This window comes from Cohnella abietis (genome assembly GCF_004295585.1).
Taxonomy (GTDB): Bacteria; Bacillota; Bacilli; order Paenibacillales; family Paenibacillaceae; genus Cohnella; species Cohnella abietis.
This window is the reverse complement of sequence record NZ_AP019400.1, coordinates 3,173,664-3,194,271: the sequence shown is the minus strand read 5'-3', so window position 1 is coordinate 3,194,271 and position 20,608 is coordinate 3,173,664. Positions and strand designations below refer to the sequence as shown.

19 protein-coding genes and 1 pseudogene are annotated in these 20,608 nt (G+C 43.0%); 9 read left to right on the top strand and 11 right to left on the bottom strand.

The annotated features are described in order from the left end of the window. Positions 1-558 precede the first annotated feature (558 nt). Positions 559-1,497, bottom strand: a complete 939-nt coding sequence (locus KCTCHS21_RS13615; protein ID WP_130608963.1) for a LysR family transcriptional regulator — start codon at positions 1,495-1,497, stop codon at positions 559-561. A gap of 110 nt (positions 1,498-1,607) precedes the next feature. Between KCTCHS21_RS13615 and KCTCHS21_RS13610 the strand changes: the two genes are divergently transcribed. After that, positions 1,608-3,014, top strand: a complete 1,407-nt coding sequence (locus tag KCTCHS21_RS13610; RefSeq protein ID WP_130608960.1) for an MFS transporter — start codon at positions 1,608-1,610, stop codon at positions 3,012-3,014. A gap of 80 nt (positions 3,015-3,094) precedes the next feature. Here KCTCHS21_RS13610 and KCTCHS21_RS13605 read toward each other — a convergent pair whose 3' ends face one another. Further along, positions 3,095-6,823, bottom strand: a complete 3,729-nt coding sequence (locus KCTCHS21_RS13605) for an S-layer homology domain-containing protein (RefSeq protein ID WP_130608957.1) — start codon at positions 6,821-6,823, stop codon at positions 3,095-3,097. A gap of 255 nt (positions 6,824-7,078) precedes the next feature. On the opposite strand from KCTCHS21_RS13605, the gene KCTCHS21_RS13600 reads away from it, so the two are divergent. Then, positions 7,079-7,684, top strand: coding sequence for a hydrolase (locus KCTCHS21_RS13600; protein WP_130608954.1), 606 nt, complete (start codon positions 7,079-7,081; stop codon positions 7,682-7,684). A 127-nt stretch (positions 7,685-7,811) separates the two neighbouring features. On the opposite strand, the pseudogene KCTCHS21_RS13595 reads toward KCTCHS21_RS13600, so the two are convergent. Together KCTCHS21_RS13595 and KCTCHS21_RS13590 are read right to left on the bottom strand one after the other, a co-directional pair. Then, positions 7,812-8,030 (bottom strand): annotated as a pseudogene (locus KCTCHS21_RS13595) (DUF2087 domain-containing protein); the annotation flags it as partial. A gap of 77 nt (positions 8,031-8,107) precedes the next feature. Next, positions 8,108-9,229, bottom strand: coding sequence for an NAD(P)-dependent alcohol dehydrogenase (locus KCTCHS21_RS13590; RefSeq protein WP_130608951.1), 1,122 nt, complete (start codon positions 9,227-9,229; stop codon positions 8,108-8,110). A 183-nt stretch (positions 9,230-9,412) separates the two neighbouring features. On the opposite strand from KCTCHS21_RS13590, the gene KCTCHS21_RS13585 reads away from it, so the two are divergent. Then, on the top strand, positions 9,413-9,892 hold the full coding sequence (locus tag KCTCHS21_RS13585) for a TetR/AcrR family transcriptional regulator (RefSeq protein ID WP_157994039.1): 480 nt from the start codon (positions 9,413-9,415) through the stop codon (positions 9,890-9,892). Continuing rightward, on the top strand, positions 9,889-10,014 hold the full coding sequence (locus tag KCTCHS21_RS32105; protein WP_157994164.1) for a TetR-like C-terminal domain-containing protein: 126 nt from the start codon (positions 9,889-9,891) through the stop codon (positions 10,012-10,014). The genes KCTCHS21_RS13585 and KCTCHS21_RS32105 overlap by 4 nt, the downstream gene beginning before the upstream one ends. Before the next feature lie 59 nt (positions 10,015-10,073). On the opposite strand, the gene KCTCHS21_RS13580 is transcribed toward KCTCHS21_RS32105, so the two are convergent. The 3 genes from KCTCHS21_RS13580 to KCTCHS21_RS13570 all read right to left on the bottom strand — a co-directional run bounded on the left by KCTCHS21_RS13580 (position 10,074) and on the right by KCTCHS21_RS13570 (position 12,750). Continuing rightward, on the bottom strand, positions 10,074-11,192 hold the full coding sequence (locus tag KCTCHS21_RS13580) for an acyltransferase family protein (RefSeq protein ID WP_130608944.1): 1,119 nt from the start codon (positions 11,190-11,192) through the stop codon (positions 10,074-10,076). Positions 11,193-11,372: 180 nt separating this feature from the next. Continuing rightward, positions 11,373-12,149: an AraC family transcriptional regulator gene (locus KCTCHS21_RS13575; RefSeq protein WP_130608941.1), complete on the bottom strand. Its 777-nt coding sequence runs from the start codon at positions 12,147-12,149 to the stop codon at positions 11,373-11,375. Positions 12,150-12,174: 25 nt separating this feature from the next. Beyond that, complete coding sequence (locus tag KCTCHS21_RS13570) at positions 12,175-12,750, bottom strand: LysE family translocator (RefSeq protein WP_130608938.1); 576 nt, start codon at positions 12,748-12,750, stop codon at positions 12,175-12,177. A 110-nt stretch (positions 12,751-12,860) separates the two neighbouring features. Here KCTCHS21_RS13570 and KCTCHS21_RS13565 point away from each other — a divergent pair, with 110 nt between their 5' ends. The 5 genes from KCTCHS21_RS13565 (at position 12,861) to KCTCHS21_RS13545 (ending at position 17,440) form a co-directional block, all read left to right on the top strand. Next, on the top strand, positions 12,861-13,055 hold the full coding sequence (locus KCTCHS21_RS13565) for a hypothetical protein (protein WP_130608935.1): 195 nt from the start codon (positions 12,861-12,863) through the stop codon (positions 13,053-13,055). After that, positions 13,039-13,539 (top strand): SRPBCC family protein, encoded by a 501-nt coding sequence (locus KCTCHS21_RS13560; protein WP_130608932.1) that lies wholly within the window; start codon positions 13,039-13,041, stop codon positions 13,537-13,539. The genes KCTCHS21_RS13565 and KCTCHS21_RS13560 overlap by 17 nt, the downstream gene beginning before the upstream one ends. A gap of 329 nt (positions 13,540-13,868) precedes the next feature. Next, positions 13,869-14,534 (top strand): hypothetical protein, encoded by a 666-nt coding sequence (locus KCTCHS21_RS13555; protein ID WP_130608929.1) that lies wholly within the window; start codon positions 13,869-13,871, stop codon positions 14,532-14,534. Between the two features lie 75 nt (positions 14,535-14,609). Then, positions 14,610-16,778 carry a sensor histidine kinase gene (locus tag KCTCHS21_RS13550; RefSeq protein ID WP_130608926.1) on the top strand — a complete coding sequence of 723 codons (2,169 nt, stop codon included), beginning with the start codon at positions 14,610-14,612 and terminating at the stop codon, positions 16,776-16,778. Then, positions 16,778-17,440: a response regulator gene (locus KCTCHS21_RS13545; RefSeq protein WP_130608923.1), complete on the top strand. Its 663-nt coding sequence runs from the start codon at positions 16,778-16,780 to the stop codon at positions 17,438-17,440. Before KCTCHS21_RS13550 ends, KCTCHS21_RS13545 begins: the two co-directional genes overlap by 1 nt. A gap of 56 nt (positions 17,441-17,496) precedes the next feature. On the opposite strand, the gene KCTCHS21_RS13540 is transcribed toward KCTCHS21_RS13545, so the two are convergent. Genes KCTCHS21_RS13540 through KCTCHS21_RS13525 form a run of 4 tightly spaced genes read right to left on the bottom strand, consistent with a single transcriptional unit; the run spans position 17,497 to position 20,598 of the window. Further along, on the bottom strand, positions 17,497-18,351 hold the full coding sequence (locus tag KCTCHS21_RS13540) for an ABC transporter permease (protein WP_130608920.1): 855 nt from the start codon (positions 18,349-18,351) through the stop codon (positions 17,497-17,499). A 35-nt stretch (positions 18,352-18,386) separates the two neighbouring features. Next, positions 18,387-19,142: an ABC transporter ATP-binding protein gene (locus tag KCTCHS21_RS13535; RefSeq protein WP_130608917.1), complete on the bottom strand. Its 756-nt coding sequence runs from the start codon at positions 19,140-19,142 to the stop codon at positions 18,387-18,389. Positions 19,143-19,160: 18 nt separating this feature from the next. Beyond that, positions 19,161-20,231 carry a taurine ABC transporter substrate-binding protein gene (locus KCTCHS21_RS13530; RefSeq protein WP_157994038.1) on the bottom strand — a complete coding sequence of 357 codons (1,071 nt, stop codon included), beginning with the start codon at positions 20,229-20,231 and terminating at the stop codon, positions 19,161-19,163. A 25-nt stretch (positions 20,232-20,256) separates the two neighbouring features. Continuing rightward, positions 20,257-20,598, bottom strand: a complete 342-nt coding sequence (locus KCTCHS21_RS13525) for a 4Fe-4S dicluster domain-containing protein (protein ID WP_130608911.1) — start codon at positions 20,596-20,598, stop codon at positions 20,257-20,259. Positions 20,599-20,608: the final 10 nt, after the last annotated feature.

Sequence of the window (20,608 nt, the reverse complement as noted above, 5' to 3'; positions counted from 1 at the left end):
AGAGAGGTACTGTTCATCTAGTTATTTATTCAGCTTGGGTATTTAAATCTAATGTCTAACTAAGCTTATTTGCGGAGGACTCTTAGAGGCAGATTCAGACGACATGCTCCTCCGTGAGGATAAAAAAGGAAATTCCCCATTTACTTCGTCCACGAGCAAACCTAAAAAGTTCATCTCCATAGACTATCCACAAAAAGTTCACGATTTATTCGTGGACTTGAACAGTTTTATTTTAGAGTAGCTTTGTATTCAATTCTTTAGGGATTGTTAAATAACCAGTCACGGACTGCCAACTAAATTATGACCCAATCTTACTGCATTGAAAATATAACAAACCGCTCTTAAATCATTTTGATATCAGATGAAAAAACTTTATGTCATTCCCAACGACACCCACCCAAAGAAAAACATCACCTTTTCGTGGCGATGTTTTATCCCAGCATAATTCCAGTTAGGATTTCTCGTGTCCATCTCGTTTGTCAATACTTAGAGAGCGCCAAAAAAAACTTCAGTATTTGCTGAAGGTTTTTTTGGCTCTTTTACAATTATTCATACTGGTTACGCCTGTTTGGGGCCGCAGATAGATTCAGAATTAGTTGTACAGCATGTTTGAGTGGTCTTTTGGGATATTGACTCGAAATATTGTATGACAACCTCACGGAATTCCAGAGCAGCACGCGAAATGTACCTACTTCTGTGCCATAATAACGCGATCTCCCGTACCAATTCGTGATTCTCTACTTGGAGATATTTGATATTTTCCCGCGAATTCCTTGCCGTGCTTGGTATGAAGGCTATGCCAATTTCTGCTTCAACCAGAGAGCTTAGCCTTGCAGGTTCATCTCCCTCATACACATATTTAGGTGCAAATCCAGCCGATTTGCATATAGAGTCCACTAGATCGCGAGTACCGTAGCCTTTCTTTACGCCGACAAACCATTCATCCTTTAGCTCTGTTAAGGATACACTGCTTCGGTCTGCAAGCCGATGGTCTTTTGGAACAGCTACAAGGATTGGATCAACGAATACGATTTGGCATTCAATGTCATCCCCTTGTACCGGTGGCGAGGACAAGCAATAATCGACCTCTCCTCTATAAAGAAGCGTGACCATTTCTTGTGTGGTCAGCATTTGTACATGAAATTGAATATTGGGCTGTTTTTTCCGAAACTCTCGAAGGATATTGGGTAACCTACTTGCGGTAGTCACCGCCAATTCGAGTGTACCCTGCTCCGGGCTGGACAAATCGTTAATTTCTTGCTTTCCCTGTTCCAATTCAAACAATGCCCTTTCCGCACGGCGAAGAAATCTGCAACCGAACTCATTCAATCGCAGATTTCTCCCTATCCGATCGAATAAAGGGACACCTAGATCCTCCTCCAAGCGTTGAATCGTTTTGCTTAGTGACGATTGAGTAACGTGAAGGTTTCGTGCAGCTTCAGTCACATGCTCCAAACGAGCTACCGATAGAAAATATTGCAGTTGAAGAAGTTCCATTTCGCACCTCATTCATTCCCTTGAGTCAATGAGATTATAACATCAAATGCGTTGGAATGAATAATCGATTTCAATTACGATGACTTTAATACACTTTAGGGGGACCAAAAATGAGTGCTCGCAGCAGGTGGTTAATGATTTCCGTTGGCCTTGGGATACTTCTGAACCCATTAAATTCTTCAATGGTTGCAGTTGCAATTCCACGGCTACAAAATGTGTTTCAGCTTGACTTTACAGTTGTTTCCTGGATTATTTTCTCTTTCTATATTGCGAGTGCTATCGCTCAACCTGTCATGGGAAAGGCCAGTGATTTATTCGGTCGCAGGAAAATATTCCTTACTGGACTTGTTGTAGCCTTCGTCGCATCATTGTTAGCTCCACTATCTCCAAGCTTCGGGTGGCTCATCGTGTTCCGCATTGTACAATCCATCGGAACAAGTATGATGGTTGCGGTTGGAATGGCAATTGTGCGAATTCATATAACGGAGAAACAAGGGACCGCGCTGTCTGTTTTGTCCATATTCCTATCCGGAGCGGCAGCTATTGGGCCCTTTATTGGCGGGGTCATCATTCACTGGTGGGGCTGGCCTGCTATCTTTTTGGTCAATATTCCATTCGTTGTGGTGAGCTTTGTATTGTCTTGGAGGAATATCCCTAAGGATGAACCATCAAGATCCGTTGCACTGGGAATGTCCTTTCGCAAATGGTCTGATTTAATTGATGCGTCAGGGATCCTGCTATTCACAGTCGGACTGGTTGCCTTGCTTGTTGGATTACTATCAGTAAAATCATCTGGGCATTTCTCATTAACTAATGTTATTGTCGGGTTGATAGGCCTCGTTGCGTTGGGGGCTTTCATACGACATGAGCTCAGAGCAAAGTCACCCTTTATTCCATTACGCACATTCGCCAAATATCCTGCAATGACTTGGATCAATATTGAATTCATGCTCGTTAACGTACTTTTTTACTCGCTCTTTTTCGGTCTTCCATCCTACTTGCAAATGGTACGTCATGTTAGCGAATTCGACACAGGAATTCTCATACTAAGCCTAGGCTTGTGCTCGCTTGTTACTTCACCAATAGCAGGCCGATGGATAGATAAATCAGGACCTCGCCCCGCATTACTGTTATCTGGAATACTGATGACACTTGGGTCAGTATGGATAGTAACATTGAATCAAACTTCGCCGGTAATCAGTGTATGCTTGGCTTTAGCTGCATTCGGTATTAGCAACGGGTTGAACAATGTCGGCATGCAAGCTGCCTTGTTCCAAAGCTCTCCCAAAGAAATGATAGGCGTGGCTTCCGGAATATTTAATACATCAAGATATTTGGGAACCATTCTCTCTTCCTTGTTAATTGGTATCGTAATGGGAGGTACCTTCAGCTTCGAAGGATTTCGAATACTTGGAATTATCCTCACGGCAATTGCATTGTCCCTGGTTATCATGAGTCGGAGACGCCGAGAATCAGGACAGGTGGAAGAGTCGGTTGGTTCACCAAGCTCAAATTAGAAGATGTAAACCAGAAAACATATAGAAAACGGCAGGTACTGTTTTACCAGTACCTACCGCTTCCAATTTGCCTTAATCTACTATTCTATGTCCAGTGAATGACCAAGACTTACATTTAGCATACGCAAGATCATGAGTAATGACTCGGATCTCGTAGCATTAGCATTTGGCTTAAATGAACCATTCGCAGAACCTTTTACGATACCCATTTCGGATAACGTATCAATCTCAGCCTCTGCCCAGTGACCCGAAGCATCCTTGAACTTATTGTCTTTTACTAAAATAGTGTTCATTACTTTTGAAAGCATAGCCACTATTTCCGCTCTGGATATCGTCTGATTCGGTTTGAATGTTCCGTCCAAGTAACCATTGCTAATACCGCTTGCTTTCAATATAGCAATTGCTTCTGCTGCCCAGTGATTTTTGGTGTCCTTAAAGCTAGTATTACCTTCTGCCTTTAAACCAAGTGCCTTTACTAGCATAGCCGCAAATTCTGCTCTCGTTATCGTAGCATTGCCATGGAATGAACCATCTGCATACCCAGTAATAATTCCGAGCTTAGTCCCTAAAGTGATTGCTTTAGAATTCGGGGCATTAGCAGGTACATCTTTGAATGATACTGCAGGCGCAGAATTTGCTTTTTCTACTAGTGCCTTGACTGCATCCATATTAACCTTTTCATTGTAAAATGATTTAGGCGCTGGCGTTGGTGCAGGTGTCGGCTTTGGTGTTGGTGCAGGCGTTGGCGTTGGTGAACCTGTTGAAGGTGATGGCGGTGCTGCATCCTTTTTCTCGATCGAGTAGTCGTCAAATAATTGTCCGTCTAATGTAAGGCCTTGAATCGAGATCTTATCATGGCTAACTTGAATGGAAGTATATACCGGAACGTCGTCGTCGAACATGAAATCAAGATAATTATACTTTGTTCCATTGTAGAACTTCCAGCCAGATGCACCTCCGTCCAGATAGACAGTTCCACGTTCTCCATTTAACAATGGCTTACCTTGTTTCATCGGATACGTGCGCGAGTAAACGTGGTCGTGGCCTACCAGCACCAAGTCTACTTGCAATTCCTCTAGTATAGGAGCGAAATAGGTCCGTGAATCTTCAATTAGATCGCTGCGTCCCGCCTCCGTATGGTAAGGAGGCTTATGGAACATAACGATTTTCCATTTCTTGTTACTCTTCTTAATATCCTCGCGCATCCATTCCGCTTGCTTGCTCATCGTTACTGCGTCAGATTCGGAATTCATTACGATAAAATGTACTTCGCCTGAATCAAAGGAATAGACATATCCCTTCTGGAAATCCGGTCCGTTTTTCGGAAGATCAAGTCCCGTAACGAAAATCTCTTTGCCTTCGCCTTTAACATCATGGTTACCCATCGTGTAAGCGGAAGGAATTGAGGAGGAGTAGAACGACGAAGCTTTCCAGTACTGGTTCCATTCTTCTAAATATTTTCCGTCGTCAACAATGTCGCCGCCATGCATAATGAACTGGGTATCCGGATACTTTGTGAAGGCGTTTTTGAGTAGCTTTTGATAAGCTTCAAGCCCATTATCGCCTTTGGTATGCGAATCCGTTACGTATACGAAAGAAACGGGGTTATTCAGTGCGGGTTCCACTGTCTTGTAGGCATTCCATTCACTCCAATATCCTTCGTAGCCAACCCTATAATGATATTTCGTACCTGGTTCGAGTCCAGAAACGAGCGCCTTATGGAACTTCATTTCACCCACTGGACCTTTATTATTCTTTGAATCTTTATCAAACATCTGAATGACCTGTACTTCGTATTCCGCTACCTGCTCGATTGAATTCTCAAGCGTTGGTGTCCAAATGCCTTTATTACTTAAGGAGCCATCACTTTCCTTCATGTACTGAATAAAAGCTTTTTTAACTCTAGGTGCTGTCTGCCATCCTACACTCATCTTTGTACTCATATCTTCGGTAACAAAGGTTTGTACATATTGCGGGTTTTCATCACCAAACTGAATAACAATTTCCATGTTCATACTCTCGCTGGTTCCACCGTTAATAACTGCTTGTACCCTCCAAGTTCCTAATGCAAGGGTCAAGAGCGACGTACGAATCTCTCCTTTGGAATCCGTAAAGCCCACGCCTTGTTTAAGATCATCTTGCTGAACATCAGCTAAAGGTATATAACCTTTCTTGGATCCGTCAGGTGTAAACACATTTACAAATCCGGAAGTGTTTCCTTTCGTTGCGAAAAATTGCTCATCTTTATTTACAGCCAGTACCAAGGAGGACGTGCTGTCAGCGTTCTTATAGATCTTAGATTTCGCAGCTGTCACGGTCACATATGCCTGAGGACCGTTTTCATCGTTGAACTCGATCTCCGCCCCTGCAACCGGCGCTCCAGCGTGATTCGTAACAGTGACTAGGCTCTGAGTTTGCAAGCCCCTTCCCTTGATTACCAATTTGTAGGGGAACCCGATCTTATAGTTTTTCGGAGCAGCAATGGATTGTACCGTAGTCCCATCCGTATAACCAAAGCTGCCCTCCACCATCCATACTTGCTTAAACAACTCACCGCGTTCCATCCTGGCCGTTCTTGTGAATTCGAAATCAATACTTGCCAAAGGATTCGCATTACCTGCTTGCAAACCATCTGCGTTAAACTCAACATAACCACCTTCATTATCGATAGTGGTATGCACGTTGCTCAGGTCGGAACGCCCGTTTATTACCTTCGCTTGCAAAGTCGCTGGGTCGAACTTGAGCTTGGCATGCACGCTCTTGGCCAAGCCTACATCCTTCGATCCGAGCTGCAGCTGGTAAATATCATTGCCAAGTAATTCTTCTGGTCCCTCCATAGTAAAGCGTGCCCCATGCTCTATGTTGAAAGAATAATCTGCTGCTGCGGGATTACCGGAATTATCTCTAATTTTTGCATGTACTTCATAATAGCCACCACTAAGCGGCTCATTTGGAACATATGTTATTATTTTATTTTCTGGATTGTAGGCGTAGGTAGCCGATGTAACAGACTGTCCATTCACGGTCATTTGAACCGAGTTTGGATCAATACCCGATCCATTGTCATTGTCTTTCGCAGACAAAGTGATATTGGAAAGCGGTGCGTTCAACGTCTGATTTGGTGTCGGTGAAATCGGAGTGATCACAGGCACGGTCGTATCTTCTCCAACCAGATCATCATAAATGAGCCTGACGTCGTCAATCCAAAGCGAGCCTTTATTCTTTTTACTCATTTGCCGTTGCTTCACCTGGAAGTAAAATGCAAGAGTACCCGGGACACTCATATCAGACCCGATTTCAGCCTCTACATATTTCCAGCCACTCCAGTCAATTCCTACAACTTCATTCCTTATATCATACGTTCTAGAACTGCCACTTGGAATGTAAAACTTACTGGTTACACCATGTCCTTCATTATTGGCGTATACCCACATGCCGATTTTCTTAGGTACTCTACCTGTCAAGGGCAATTGAGTAGCCGGCCCCACAGCAAATTGAGAGGGATTATCTGTAATTCCAATGAAATCATAATCAATTCGTAAGGATGTTGACCCGTTACGAACGTATTTGGGGTTTGTTTCAAGCGCCATATCGGCGCTATAAAGTCGTGCCTTGTCCAGATATAAATCATCCAAGCTGACATTTTCGAAATCTTGCACCATGATGGCACCGTAAGGACTCGGAGGATCCATAGGAGCGGCATTAACGGTAGACGAGGATGATAGGGATGCTGGAATGAACGAGATTAGAACCGCCATTGCCAATATTCCGCTCAAAACTCTCTTAAAAAATGGTTGATAAAAACTCACAAACCTTCACACTCCTCTAGATGCTTGTAAAAGAATAGTCACATTATTAAATATAGCAACACATTATTTTCACAACATTTTCCACATGTAGTACTAATGTAAAGAGAACAATTATATGAACCAAGATCGAAGCCATATAAAAAAACAGCCATAGCAGAGGATTGTCTGCTACAGCTGCTTTCTCTAGATAAGAATATACGTTTACAGCTAGGCGAAGGGGAGAATCTAAGTATTTGAGTATAATATATTTAACTAATGGTCAAGATCATAGACAAGGAGGGAAATGAATTGGAAAAATTGCTGGATCCGCAAAAAACAGCGCTAGTCGTCATAGATTTACAGAAGTGGCTTGGCAATCAATACGCCCCTTATTCCGCCGAGCTGGTTGTGTCCAACGCAGCCTCCTTGGCCGATGTTTTCCGCAAGCACGGCTCCATGGTCGCGCTGGTCCGAGTATCGAGCAAGGATTTAAAAGATATCCCGAAGCCTAAGCTCGATTCGACTGTACCTCCACTGAATCTGACAGAGGGATGGGATCAAATAGTTCCGGAAATGCAGGTCGCCGAGACTGACCATATCATCACTAAGAAGCAATGGGGAGCATTTTACGGAACGGAACTGGACCTGCAGCTTCGCCGCCGGGGGATCGATACCATCGTCTTATGCGGCATTTCTACCGGGTTAGGCGTGGATACAACTGCGCGCGAAGCGTTCATGCACGGGTATCAGCTCATTTTGGCGATTGATGCGATGACGGGATTTTCCCAAGCGGAGCATGATCACGTTAAAAATTTTATTTTCCCTCGAATCGGGCGGACTCGCACAACGGAGGAAATCATCTCTGCACTTGCCGAAGCATAAAAAGGATAAGATTTGCCCTTAGAGGAATCAGGTGAACTGCAACCCGAAAGATGGACTCATTGAAGTGCCATCTCTCGGGTTCTTTCCATTTTTACTGAGTTTTATCATAGAGATCGGGGTATGAGCATCACCTTGCCCACATCTCCTGTGGGTTTAATTCGTATATTTGGTTTTCCCTAAACATGAATTGGTGCATAATAAATTCCCTTCTAATCGTTGCAAAATCTTCATGGAAGTCCTTTATGAAATCATTAATTTCTTTCTCGTTATACTTCCGCCCCTTTTCTAACTTTGACACTAGATGTTCTAATACCATAAGCTTCTTCTTAAGTTGTGCTGGCAAACTTGCTTAGCGCGTGAATATGAAAAAAGGCTTCTGCCGGAAATCGCAGAAGCCTTGATCGAATTATTGTTTACTTGTTCTCATTGACCCGGAACATAGTCCTCATCCATAATTAATACAGGCTTAACCACTTTACCTGATAAAGAATCGGCCGCAGCTTGGTTAATGTCTTCGAACTTGTAGAAATTAACTAGCTTATCAAAGGCAAAGTTACCTGCTTCAAAAAACTCAATTAGCTGTGGAATAGACAGCTGTGGAATACTGTTTCCCATTAGAACACCTTGAATGGCTTTGTTTTGTGCAGCCAAATCCATAAAAGTATTAAGCTCGATAGGCTTAATTGTGCCACCAACAGGTGCAGCAACGCCACCCTTTGCTAATACTTCAATCGCTGTACGAATTACTGGTGGAACACCAGTGGTATCAACAGTGTAATTCACGCCTTTACCATTTGTAAGCTTTTTGATTTCTTCATGAACGTCAGCCGTCTTACTATTAATAACATGCGTTGCGCCTAGTTCTTTTGCTGTTTCCAAACGATTATCATGAATATCGATTCCGATAATTTTTGTACATCCAGAAATTTTTGCTGCCATCATAGCCGCAAGACCAACCGCACCCGTTCCAAATACAGCGATACTTGAGCCAGGAGCAGGCTTCAAGCCATTGAGTACAGTACCGCTACCTGTCATAAATCCACAGCCAAGTGGTCCAACTAACCGTAGGTCTACATCTTTTGTTACCTTTGTAAGATTACGCTCGCGTGCTAGTGTGTATGTGCTAAATGATGATTGACTAAAATAGTTGGAAACAGGAGAACCGTCCTCACGATGGAAATAATACGTTTCATCAGCTCGACGTCCTCTTTCATTTAATGTTCCCCAATCATCACATGACGCTGGAACACCTGTTAAACAGCTATCGCAATGTCCACAATATTCAAATGAAAGAACAACATGATCGCCAGGCTCGAAGCCGTGCACAGCGGAGCCTATTTTCTCTACGATTCCTGAACCTTCATGTCCAAGAACAATAGGGAATTTATACATCGTTTGCTTGCTGCGGACGAAATCATCTGAGTGACACATACCAGAGGCAACAATCTTAACTAAAATTTCATCTTCACGCATTTCACTAATTGTTAGATCTTCAAGAACATAGGGATCATTAATTTCATTAACTACAGCTGATCTAATTTTCATATTAAAACCTTCCTTCACACATTGATTAATAACAGATGTTATTGGTTTCAACATTACACATCTATATTAGTTTTAATAAATTGCTCATTCAATCAACAAAGAAATCAAATATGTTGATGCTTCAACAAAATGATTTCATATGTTCAATATTAGCTTTATTTTAAACAAAATGAGGTGACATCGTTGAGTGGTACACGACACCAAAAACATCAATTACAGTCGATTAGTCTTCTTAAACAGGCATTAGTTGACCTTATTATAGAAAATGGGACATCCGATAAAATAACAGTTAGCGAAATATCTGCTAGGGCAGATTTGAATAGAGGAACCTTTTACACACATTTCAAGGATAAAACGGAGCTACTAGATGCTCTATTTAATGATGCTATTGAAGGGATTAAACTAGCTCTAACCTCTCCCTATAAAAATGTAAATCGAGTTGAATTAAGCTCTGTCGTGCCATCTACTATATTGCTATGTAAGCATATTGAGCTACATAAGCGCCTCTTTAAGGCTCTGAACATGGTGCATACCTCGCCAAATCTATTTGACCGCTTAGAGCAAATGCACTGGGATCTTTTTACGAAAGAAATACAAGTCGAGCATTCAAACGCTCTAAATACCGATTATGAGATTATGATCAGCTTCAATCACATGCGATAGCGGGCGTTATAAAATATTGGATACGCGGGGACTTTAAATATTCTGCGGAATATATGTGTGATCAAATAACAACTCTAGTCTCTAAGCCGATTACCGCTATGATTATGAAAAATAATCTTTAAATGCCATGGATTTAACTTTGATCTGGGGGTGAATGATTGAACCTTGATATCTCGCTCAATCATAAAATACGTTTAATCCCTGGAATAAAGCGAATAACACTTCCCATTCCAAAACAAGCTACAATACTTAGAACCGATACAAGAATCCATTTAACAAAAGGCGGTAATGCGACTGTCTGAAAAGCCATCGTCCACCCTACAATAATTGGAGGGTGGATAAGATAGACAGTATAAGCATTGTTGGACAACCATTTAAGGAACTTGCCTGCTTTATTATATTGTCTCTTAAACCACGTAAGTAGCGTAATAACAATCCCCATACAAACAAATGGCTCCCACATTGCATAGGACAACGCTTGCATGTTGAGCCCCCCTTCAAACTTAAGATCCCCTTCAAGCCCTCCTGTGGCAATCAATGCGATCGGAAGTACGGGAATGGCACCAATGCCAATCCATTTCCATGTTCTCCTCAGTTTTTCAGGAATCTGATCTAACCAACCATTGCGGTAGGCAATAATCCCTATCACAAACAAAAATATGTACGAGGGAAAATAGCCGAGCTGTAATTCTAGAGGTCCCTTACCCGTTGGATAAACGAGACGAATTACAAAAGCTACGAGGCCAAGAGCAATAGTAGCAAACAAAATAATCCTGCTACTCGGGAATCTAATTCGAATGGCATTCCCGATAGATTTTCTAAAAACGATACGATACAAAGCATATAATAGCGCAAAATATATGGACGCCTCCAGAAACCAAGCAGGACCAAAAAACGTGTATTTAAAGCTCCAAACATAGCTTCTATAAAACTCAACAATTGTTTCTTTACCATGGAATTGAGCGAACCAAACTGTCATCGGGCCGATAAAAAAATAATAGACAAGCAATGGAATACCAAGACGAATGAGTCTATCTCTAATAAACTGTTTGCCCCCTTTACGATCGAACGAGGCAGGAATGAAATAGGCAGAGATGAAGAAAAATAGCCCCATAAAAAAGGCTTGGCATACTGCTGTAAAAATAGTAAGCACTATACTAGTAATATTTATCTCGTTTGTGTCAACATCCACTAAAATCCAAGATCCTGCCGCTCCATAAGCTATTGCCGTGTGAAAACATATGAGCAGTATTGTTAATGCAGTTCTTAAATTATCTAGATAGTCAAGACGTTGCTTCATTCCTTCAAGCTCCTTAATATAAAATACTAATGGCTTTGCTCACAATGCCTCATTTCCCATAATGAGGCATTTATTCCCATCCAAAAAAAACACATTAGTATTGATTATATCAGTAAACATTGAAGTTAAAAGAAGTTTATTGTAACAACCGGTTTGACAGGATGGGAATTTATCAAATCCTCATTTTATTAGTGACAAATATTCAAACGCTGTAGTTCCATACACGTATTTGAAGTGTTTATTTAGATGAGTTAAATCCACAAAACCACATGCAGCTACTGCAAAATATATATCTCTACTTTGTTCAATTAACTGCTTGGCGCGTTCGATTTTACTATTAAGAAAGTATTGGTAGGGTGAAATTCCAGTATGTGCCTTAAACAATCGGATAAACTGAAACTTGGATAACTGAAGCTCGCTACTAATCTCATCAAGCTTAAGAACATGTTCCAGGTTAGACCGGAGCATATCCTTAGCCTTGCGGATCATCGCGCTTTCTTTCTTATCGTCAGTCGAAAGCTCTGATTGAACGAGGCTATCTGTCAGGGATAAGAATAATTCGGTACACAAATCATCGTCTTTTCCCCTTAGGATGGCATCGGAAAGACGTAATATTCTTTGCTCAAGCCGAGCATCGTATACAATCGGAGTTGAAAACCGTACAATATCTTTTTTTTCTATTACCTCCAAAAGTAATTGGGGCTCAAAATATAGCATGACGTAATCCAAGCCTGATCTATCGTGTGCCATTCCATCATGGGCCTGCTCCGGATTAAAAAGCATGATACCATTCTGATGCGATAATTGTAAGCTACCATCTAAGTTGTACTCTTGAATTCCACGTAACGTCACACCGATGGCATACTCCTGATGAGCATGCTTTTTATAGCTGAAATCCGTCATACTTGCCGACAACGCTGTTATGCTAGCAGACTTTTTATATATAAATTTGTTCATTCTATTCACCTCTTGATAAGCTTGCCTAAAGCCAAATCATGATCGAAGCATACACGAGAGATATCGCCATTAATACATTTACAATCTTGAAATGCTTCTGTAAAAACTTCTTGAAAATCGAACCGAAAAGCACCCATGTCATAAATGCAGAAAAACCGATTATCGTGATAACCATGACGCTTATTGTCATAGCAGCGCTTGAGCTATAGTTGGGCATAATAAAAGTTGGAATTACAGTCAATGTAAAAAGCACTACCTTCGGATTAAGAAACTGCATAAGTATTCCTGATAAAAAAGAGCCCGATTGGCTTGCGACTGGGTTAGATGTATCTATTCTGGAAATCAGATAAGCGAGGTAGAGCATAAAGCCGCTTCCGATGATCTGCATGAAAAAAGTTATTTTCGGTATAAACGTAATGAGAATTGTATTCAGTATAGCAGACGTAGCAAGTAATAAACCAAAACCAATGGTTGCTCCATACGTATAGGTTATCGCCCTATTCGTACCATGATTATGTACGGTAGATAATATGACAATATTCGTAGGCCCAGGTGTAAACGTAGCAATAATACAGTAAAGCAAAAAAGATGTAATATCCATGAGAACCCCTCTTTCTGGTTGTTCTCATATTCTACATCTTAGATAAAAGGCGCTATAGTATATTATTGCAGACATTATTTAAGCATTTACTTTATTAAGATTTGGTACATGTGGAGAAGAAGGCACAGCAACGCATCTATCGGATTAATACCCATGCAATGATTGAATTTGAGGAATGGTCGAAGAGCATGAGGCTTCGTTGGAGCAGCCGCCTGGATGCCTTAGATGCTGTATTGCAAGCTGAAATGGAAAAAATCAAAAAAGATCACAACAAAAAGGAGAATTTAAATGAGTTCAAAATCTAATATGCAAGACATTGTCATTACGCGTGAATTTAACTACCCGGTGGAATTGGTGTGGAAAGCATGGACAGACCCTTCTCTGGTCATGCAATGGTGGGGCCCTTCGTATTATACATCTCCTCGGTGTAAAATCGATTTTCGTGAAGGTGGGAAATTTGTGTTCAGCATGCTTGCACCGGCAGAACAAGGTGGCCTAGAGTCGTTCTCGGCCGGCGTCTACAAAAAAATCGTGCCGATGGAACGGCTTGAATTCAACCAGTATCTATCTGACGAGGACGGCAACGAGATTGACCCGTCTCAACTAGGCCTCACCGATTTCCCGAAGAACATCGAATTCATTATTGAGTTTATTGCCAAGGGTAATCAAACGGAGTTGAAGATTACGGAATTTGGGTGGTCGGAGAGTCAGATGCGTAAATTCGCAATTATGGGGATGAATCAGTCACTCGATAAACTTATAAAATATTTTGATTCTTTGCCTTCTTAATCATATGTTGCTGCCCGACTACTCCATCCGCTCTCTTTGAGGGCAGCGACTATTTTGCACAGCTATGTCCTCCGTTTTTAACCCACTCCATTCCGATTCCTAATTTTTCTCATTCTCTGCAGCATAAGGTGCACCACGATATACGGTAAATACTGCCGGTCTAGCTCGGATGTCGGGACACAATGTCCCGGCATCACACATTTATTTGAGATATTTCGTCAGGGATAAAAAGGACACCAGTCACATCACAACAGATTTTCCTACTTGTATACTTGTGCCATAGCGCATCATGCGCTAAATCGCGAGGATAAACGAAGGAGGAAAAACGAATGTCTACTGCAAGTCTGAATCGTTTGAGCGGCATATTTTTATGGCTTGGGTCCGTGCTTCTTCTTATTACAGGTATCATTCCGTTTTTCATTAGCTTGAAGATCAATATTTCAGAGGTTACCACGCAACATATTAATCTGCAAAGCTCAGTGTTTGTGATGTATTTTGTGCTAAGCTTCATTGCATTTTCATTCATTTTGATTGGTCTTCCTGCTATTTATTTACGTCAGTCCGCACAGTTTGGAAAGACGGGGTTGATTGGCTTATTGCTCTATGTATTTGGTGTATTTTTGAACATAGCGGTTACCGCATCCTTTACTTCGGTTTTTCCTATGGTAGATGAAGGGGCGCCACACCTTATCGATAAAATTATTGATTCAAACTTTTTTATCTACCCGTTCGGCAGCTTCTTCCTCTGCATAATCGGTGCCATCCTGTTTGGTATCGCCATAATTCGAGCCAAAGTATTCCCCGCCTATATCGGTGTGATGTTTGCTATTTCACCTCTCCTTCATACGTCAGAAATGTTCGTTACCAACGATACTAGTTTTGCTGTTCTTGACCTGCTTTCCGTCGTTTCTTTAGCAGTTGCGCTCATTGCGATTGGCTCAAACCTGGTTTCGGGTCAACACGGAATCCATACAGGTGTGCCCATATCCAAATAAAAGCTTTGGTCGTCAATTTTGTGGATATATATGGTAAAATAATGTTTGAATCGCTATTATAGGAGGCGAACAGATGTGACTGAATCAGCACAAGGGATAACGAGAAGAGCTTCAAATGTATTACGTTTCCTTTGGCTGCTTGCGGTTCTCTTTGACCTCTATATTCTGATATTCAATTACCCGAAGTTTGCCGCCTCGCTTTTTACTTCTTGTTCAGACGTAACCGGTATAAGCTGTAACAGGTTTCAAATACAAGATTCACAATTGCCCGCACTCGTAAAGTACGGGATCTCGCTCCAAGGGTATGCGATTTATGCTCTGTTTTGCGATATGATTGCTTCTCTTTGTATGATTGGGACGGGATTGTTAATCTTCTGGCGAAAACCGGCGGAACGTATGAGCCTGTTTGTTTCACTGGTATTGATCACCTTCGGCTCATTTGGTATGAATGAAATTCATATCATGCAGGACCCGCCTTTCGCGATCATGTTGATTAGCATGTTGTTTATCATTCTAAAATGGCCTGCGCTCGGTCTGTTTTTCTGCACATTCCCGGATGGGCGCTTCGTTCCACGCTGGTCTTGGATGCTACTGTTTCTTTTTGTGATGCAATTGGGTTTCTTCATTTTATTGCCGTATCCTTATAACATCGAAAATTGGCCCCCATTGCTAAGTAGCTTGGAGGTGCTACTGGTTTACGGAAGCGTGGCTTCCACGCAAGTTTATCGTTTTTTTGCCGTCGCTTCTCCTCAGCAGAAACAGCAAATTAAATGGCTGGCATTCGGATTCGGAACATCTGTGCTTTTGATGGTTATCATGAACCTCCTCCCCACAATCTTTACCACTCTCCATCAACCGGAGTCGCTCTATCAGCTTGAAGGCCCGCTTACGACGATGCTCGTTTATCTTCCTTTACCAGTCGGCATCGGTATTGCCTTGCTGCGTTACCGGCTATGGGATATCGATGTCGTTATCAATCGGACTTTGGTCTATGTGGTATTTTCGGCTTGCATCCTCTGTTTGTACGTTCTTGTTGTTTTTGGCGCCAGCTCCCTTCTACAAGTGCATAACAATCTAATATTTTCCGCGCTGGCTACTGCCTTGATCGCAGTGATCATGCAACCGATGCGTACACGATTACAACAGGCTGTGAATCGGTTGATGTTCGGCGACCGTGTCGATCCGTACCGCGCGCTTTCTAACCTTGGGAAAAAGCTTGAAGAGTCGCTCCCCGCCGATGCCCTCCTTCCCAAAATAGTCGAAAGTGTGGCGTATGCACTTAGACTCCCGCATGTGGCCATCGTTTGGAATCGAACTCAAAAAGCAGTTGCTGTAGATCCTATCCGGAGGGCCGTATCTTATGGTGCCTTCAAGGACAGCGAATCTGATTTGCGAATTCCCTTGGTTCACCAGGGGGAACAGGTTGGCGAGCTTATTCTTTCACCACGCCAGCGGGGAGAAGAACTATCATCGGCTGATCTTCGTTTGGTTCGCGACTTGGTTCCGCAGATCGGCATCGCGGTCCATTCTGCCCGGTTAACCGATGACCTACGACGTCTGACGGACGATTTACAGCGTTCACGTGAGCGGCTCGTAACTACACGCGAGGAGGAGCGGCGCCGTCTTCGCCGAGACTTGCACGACGGTCTGGGTCCCATGCTTTCAAGCCAAACGTTTACGTTATCAGCGATCAAGAAACAGTTACGGGATAAACCGGACGTTGCAGAGACTCTTTTAACCGATGCGATAGCTCATACCCAAGAAGCAATTTCCGATATTCGCCGTTTGGTTTATGCGCTTCGTCCACCTGCACTTGATGATTTGGGACTGTTGGCTGCCTTGCAGGAGCAGATTGCACAATATCAAACAAGCGGTATCGACATGGAGCTTGACGCACCGGATTCACTCCCACCGCTGCCAGCGGCGATAGAAATTGCTTGTTACCGGATTGTTCAGGAAGCGTTGACCAATATAGTCCGTCATGCTCATGCCACTGCGGCTTCAGTTAAATTACGTGTACATGACGCTCTGATTGTCGAATTAATCGACAATGGACAAGGATTGCCGCCGGCGACACGCGCGGGTGTCGGCTTCCGTTCGATGCATGAACGAGCAGAAGAATTGGGCGGTATATGCATCATCGGGAATTTGCCGCATTCAGGAACGAGGGTGTACGCCAAATTGCCTTTTTTGTACGTAAAGAGTGAAGATATCGAGCGAGTTAAGAGAGGAGAGATCGTGTAGTGAATCGTATACGTGTCCTTATCGCTGACGATCATCCGGTGTTTCGATATGGTTTGCGCGCTCTGTTGCTGGCGGAAGCGTCAACGGTTGAGGTAGTCGGAGAAGCCACCACGGGTGAGGAAGCAGTCTCCATGGCGGCACGCTGCTTGCCAGACGTTATTTTGATGGACTTAAACATGCCTGGGCTGAATGGAATTGAGGCGACGAGCCGCATATTAGCTTCAACACCGAAAATAGGTATATTGGTGCTTACGATGTTCGACGACGATGAGTCGATCTTTGCAGCTATGCGCGCGGGGGCGCGCGGCTATCTGCTCAAAGGTGCGGAAGGAGACGAGGCCATTCGCGCAATTGTGTCAGCTAGCAAGGGGGAAGCCATTTTCAGCCCTGCCATTGCGAACCGCTTGTTCGGCTATTTCGAGCGTCCGGGGCGACGTCTGCCTGAAAGCCCTGCCCGCCCATTTCCTGAGTTGACAGCTCGCGAGCGTGAAATTCTAACTCTGATTGCCCAGGGATATACGAATCCAGCAATTGCCGAGCGCCTCGTGCTTAGTCCCAAGACCGTAAGAAATCACGTTTCTATCATATTCAGCAAGCTACAAGTAGCCGGGCGGTCACAAGCGATCGTACTGGCAAGAGAAAGCGGTTTGACAAAGGATTGATGAAATTTGAGATGAAGATATTTAGACGGAAGTAAACTCAAGAAGTTAAATCGGAGTTATTTCCCCTCCCAATAAACCCAACGCCTTTGCAGCCATCGAAGGAATGTGTCCATTATCAATCCTAGCATGGCGATGCAAAGAACAGCGACAAAAACGACATCGGTTTGAAGCTGCAGACCAGCCATGTTTCCAATCCATCCCAAACCGGATGAAGCGGCTATCATTTCCGCAGCGACCACGCAGGTCCAAGATCGACCGAGCGAAAGCCTAAGGCTTGTTATTATTTCTGGTAGAGCAGACGGCACCACAACATAACGAAAGATCTGTATAGGGTTGGCACCGAAACTTTGCGACATGCGAATCATCGATTCTTTCGAGCTCTGTACGCCTGATATGGAGCCAATCACTACAAATGGAAGAGTACAGATATAGATCAATAGTATTTTCGGCAGTTCGCCAATCCCGAACCATACCTGAAGCAATGGAATATAAATCAGCGGAGGGATTGGGGTTAATAATTGAATTATCGGATCAAAGATATTCATGAGAAAACGGTTCGCACTCATTGCAAATCCAAGTAGAATACCAGTTACTGCAGCAGCAAGGAACCCAACTAAAATACGCATTACGCTGATGAGCACATGCTGACCCAATGTGTTATTTTGATAGCCTACCGTTAATAGATTCCAAAAGGTATGCGCCACTTTGGCGGGAGACGGAAGAATGACAGGCGATATGTTTCCTCCAATCGTGATGAACGACCAAGCCATAATGATAAACAGGAACACCGCCAGCTTCATTTTCCAAGAGCGGCCTGCTTGGTTCTTTGCTATGCTATTTGCATCTATACGAAAATAGAGATGATACTTGATGAAAGAGGAGATTTTCATTCGCAGTGACTGCTGCTCCATCGCTAATCTGCACCTGCCTTTGCTGCTTAATTCAGTTAATCTTCCATTTCCTTGTTAGGATGCAGCAAATTGATAATTTCCTTTTTTAACTCCAAAAATTCAAGAGATACATGAAACGTAGCTTTTTGCTCTTTTTCCAACACAAATTGTTTAACGATCTTGCCTGGCCTTGGCGATATGACCCAGATCCTCGTACCTAGTAAAATCGCTTCTTCAATGTCATGGGTAATAAAAATAACATTAGGCTTAAATTGCGACCATGTACGCAGTAAAAATTGCTGCATTTCCTGTCGCGTCATTGCATCCAAAGCACCAAATGGCTCATCCATCAGAAGCACGGATGGAGATACGAGCAATGCGCGAGCGATGGCTACGCGCTGTTGCATACCTCCCGAGAGATGAAAAACCTTATGTTTCTCAAATCCAGTCAGCCCCATAATACCTATTAATTCGCGGACTAGCTGTTGATCAATGTTTCTTTTGCCGTGCTTCAGACGCAGCCCATAAGTGATATTATCCAGCACATTCATCCACGGTAGAAGCGTGGGCTGCTGAAATACCATGGCGCGTTCCGGACTAGGACCGGTAATGAGGGTATCTTCTACATAAATCTTTCCCTCAGAGGGTGTCTCGAAACCAGCCAACAAGTTAAGCAAGGTGGTTTTTCCGCACCCGCTTGGACCTACGATCGTTACAAACTCTCCTCTATTGATTTCAGCATGTATATCAATTAGAGCAACGGTATCATCCGATCCGTCATATGTCTTTGAAACGTGCTCGATTCGAATCATATTGTTACCTCTCTAGTACTAAGGCTTAAGATCTAAAATAGATTTCACATAAGATCGATTAATAAATGCATCGATATTATCAGGGATTGTTTCGATTTGTCCTTGCTTGTATCCATCCTGAAGAGCCATCTCTAACGCCTTTTGCACAATGGATTGTGCAGCATCGTCATCCCCCATGCCAATAGGTGTTAACTGATCCTTTAATGAAACGTAATTAATTCCTTTCAGTCGCTCTTTGACATCATCAACGGCGATTGAATTCCATTGCGCTATCGCAGCATGGGCTTCATCCGGCGATTTTTCAAAAAATTCGATGCCCTCTACTTCCGCTTTAACAAACCCTTCAACCAAATGCTTATGGGAAGCCGCCCACTTTTTGTTAACGACTACAAGATTGACCACAGGCGCTTCTTGATCCTTAGCATACAAGATGACTCTGCCGCCATCGTTAAGCATTTCTGACTTTGCAGGGTCCCAAGTGATGGCAGCTTCAATATTTCCTGATTTCCAAGCGGATACCATATTGGGAGGACTCATATTAATAATGTCTATACTGGAGGCGTTAATACCTGCCGATTGTAGTGCCGTCGAAAGAACAAGATCTCCGGTGGAGCCTTTTACAACGGCAAGTTTTTTGCCTTTAAGATCAGCGAGCGAATGTATAGAGGAATTTTCCTTTACCACTAGCCCGACACCTGTCGTATATTGTTCTAATAACCAGATGACTTCGATCGGAATTCCTTTAGAAATTGCATTTGCCGTGGGCGGATTGCCTAGCTCCGTCATGAATTGAATAGAGCCCGCCGCTAATGCAGCCAGCGAGGCTGGTCCGGAATCAAAGCGCTGGAACGTAATGTCGGCATCCATGTGCTTGTGGAAAAAGCCTAGCTGCGCTGCCGCTGCTTGCGGGTCGGACATTGCCAAATAGCCAATAACAACCTTTTTTCTAGCCTTGCCTTGAGAATCGGTAGTATCCTTTCGATCCGACCCGCATCCCGCCAACAGAAGCAGCATAGATAAAGCGACTAACAAGGTGGATACTGTCCATTTGTTGATTTGCTTTTTGTGGTTAACGTGTGAATCTAGCATATACGTGATTCCTCCTGAATTTAGTCTATAGTTTACAATCATTAGAGTTAATTAAATTAAGCAAGTGAAATTGATCACGTGAAGCCGTTGATTGAAGTCCCTTGCCCCAACCTATTTCCTTGCGATAACTGCCGATTATACTGTTTTCTATTAATGCTTGCTCATCGATTTCCTCTTCTTCATCGATTAATGGCGATACATACATGGCATTCGTTGGACAATAGAGCTCACACATATAACAAGTTTGACAATCAGATACCCGTGCAATAACTGGAAAGCCGTCCTTTTTGTCAAAAACATCTGTAGGACATACTTTGATGCACCAATCACAACCTACACAGCGTTCTTGGCTAATAATTTGAATCATCCGGCAGCCC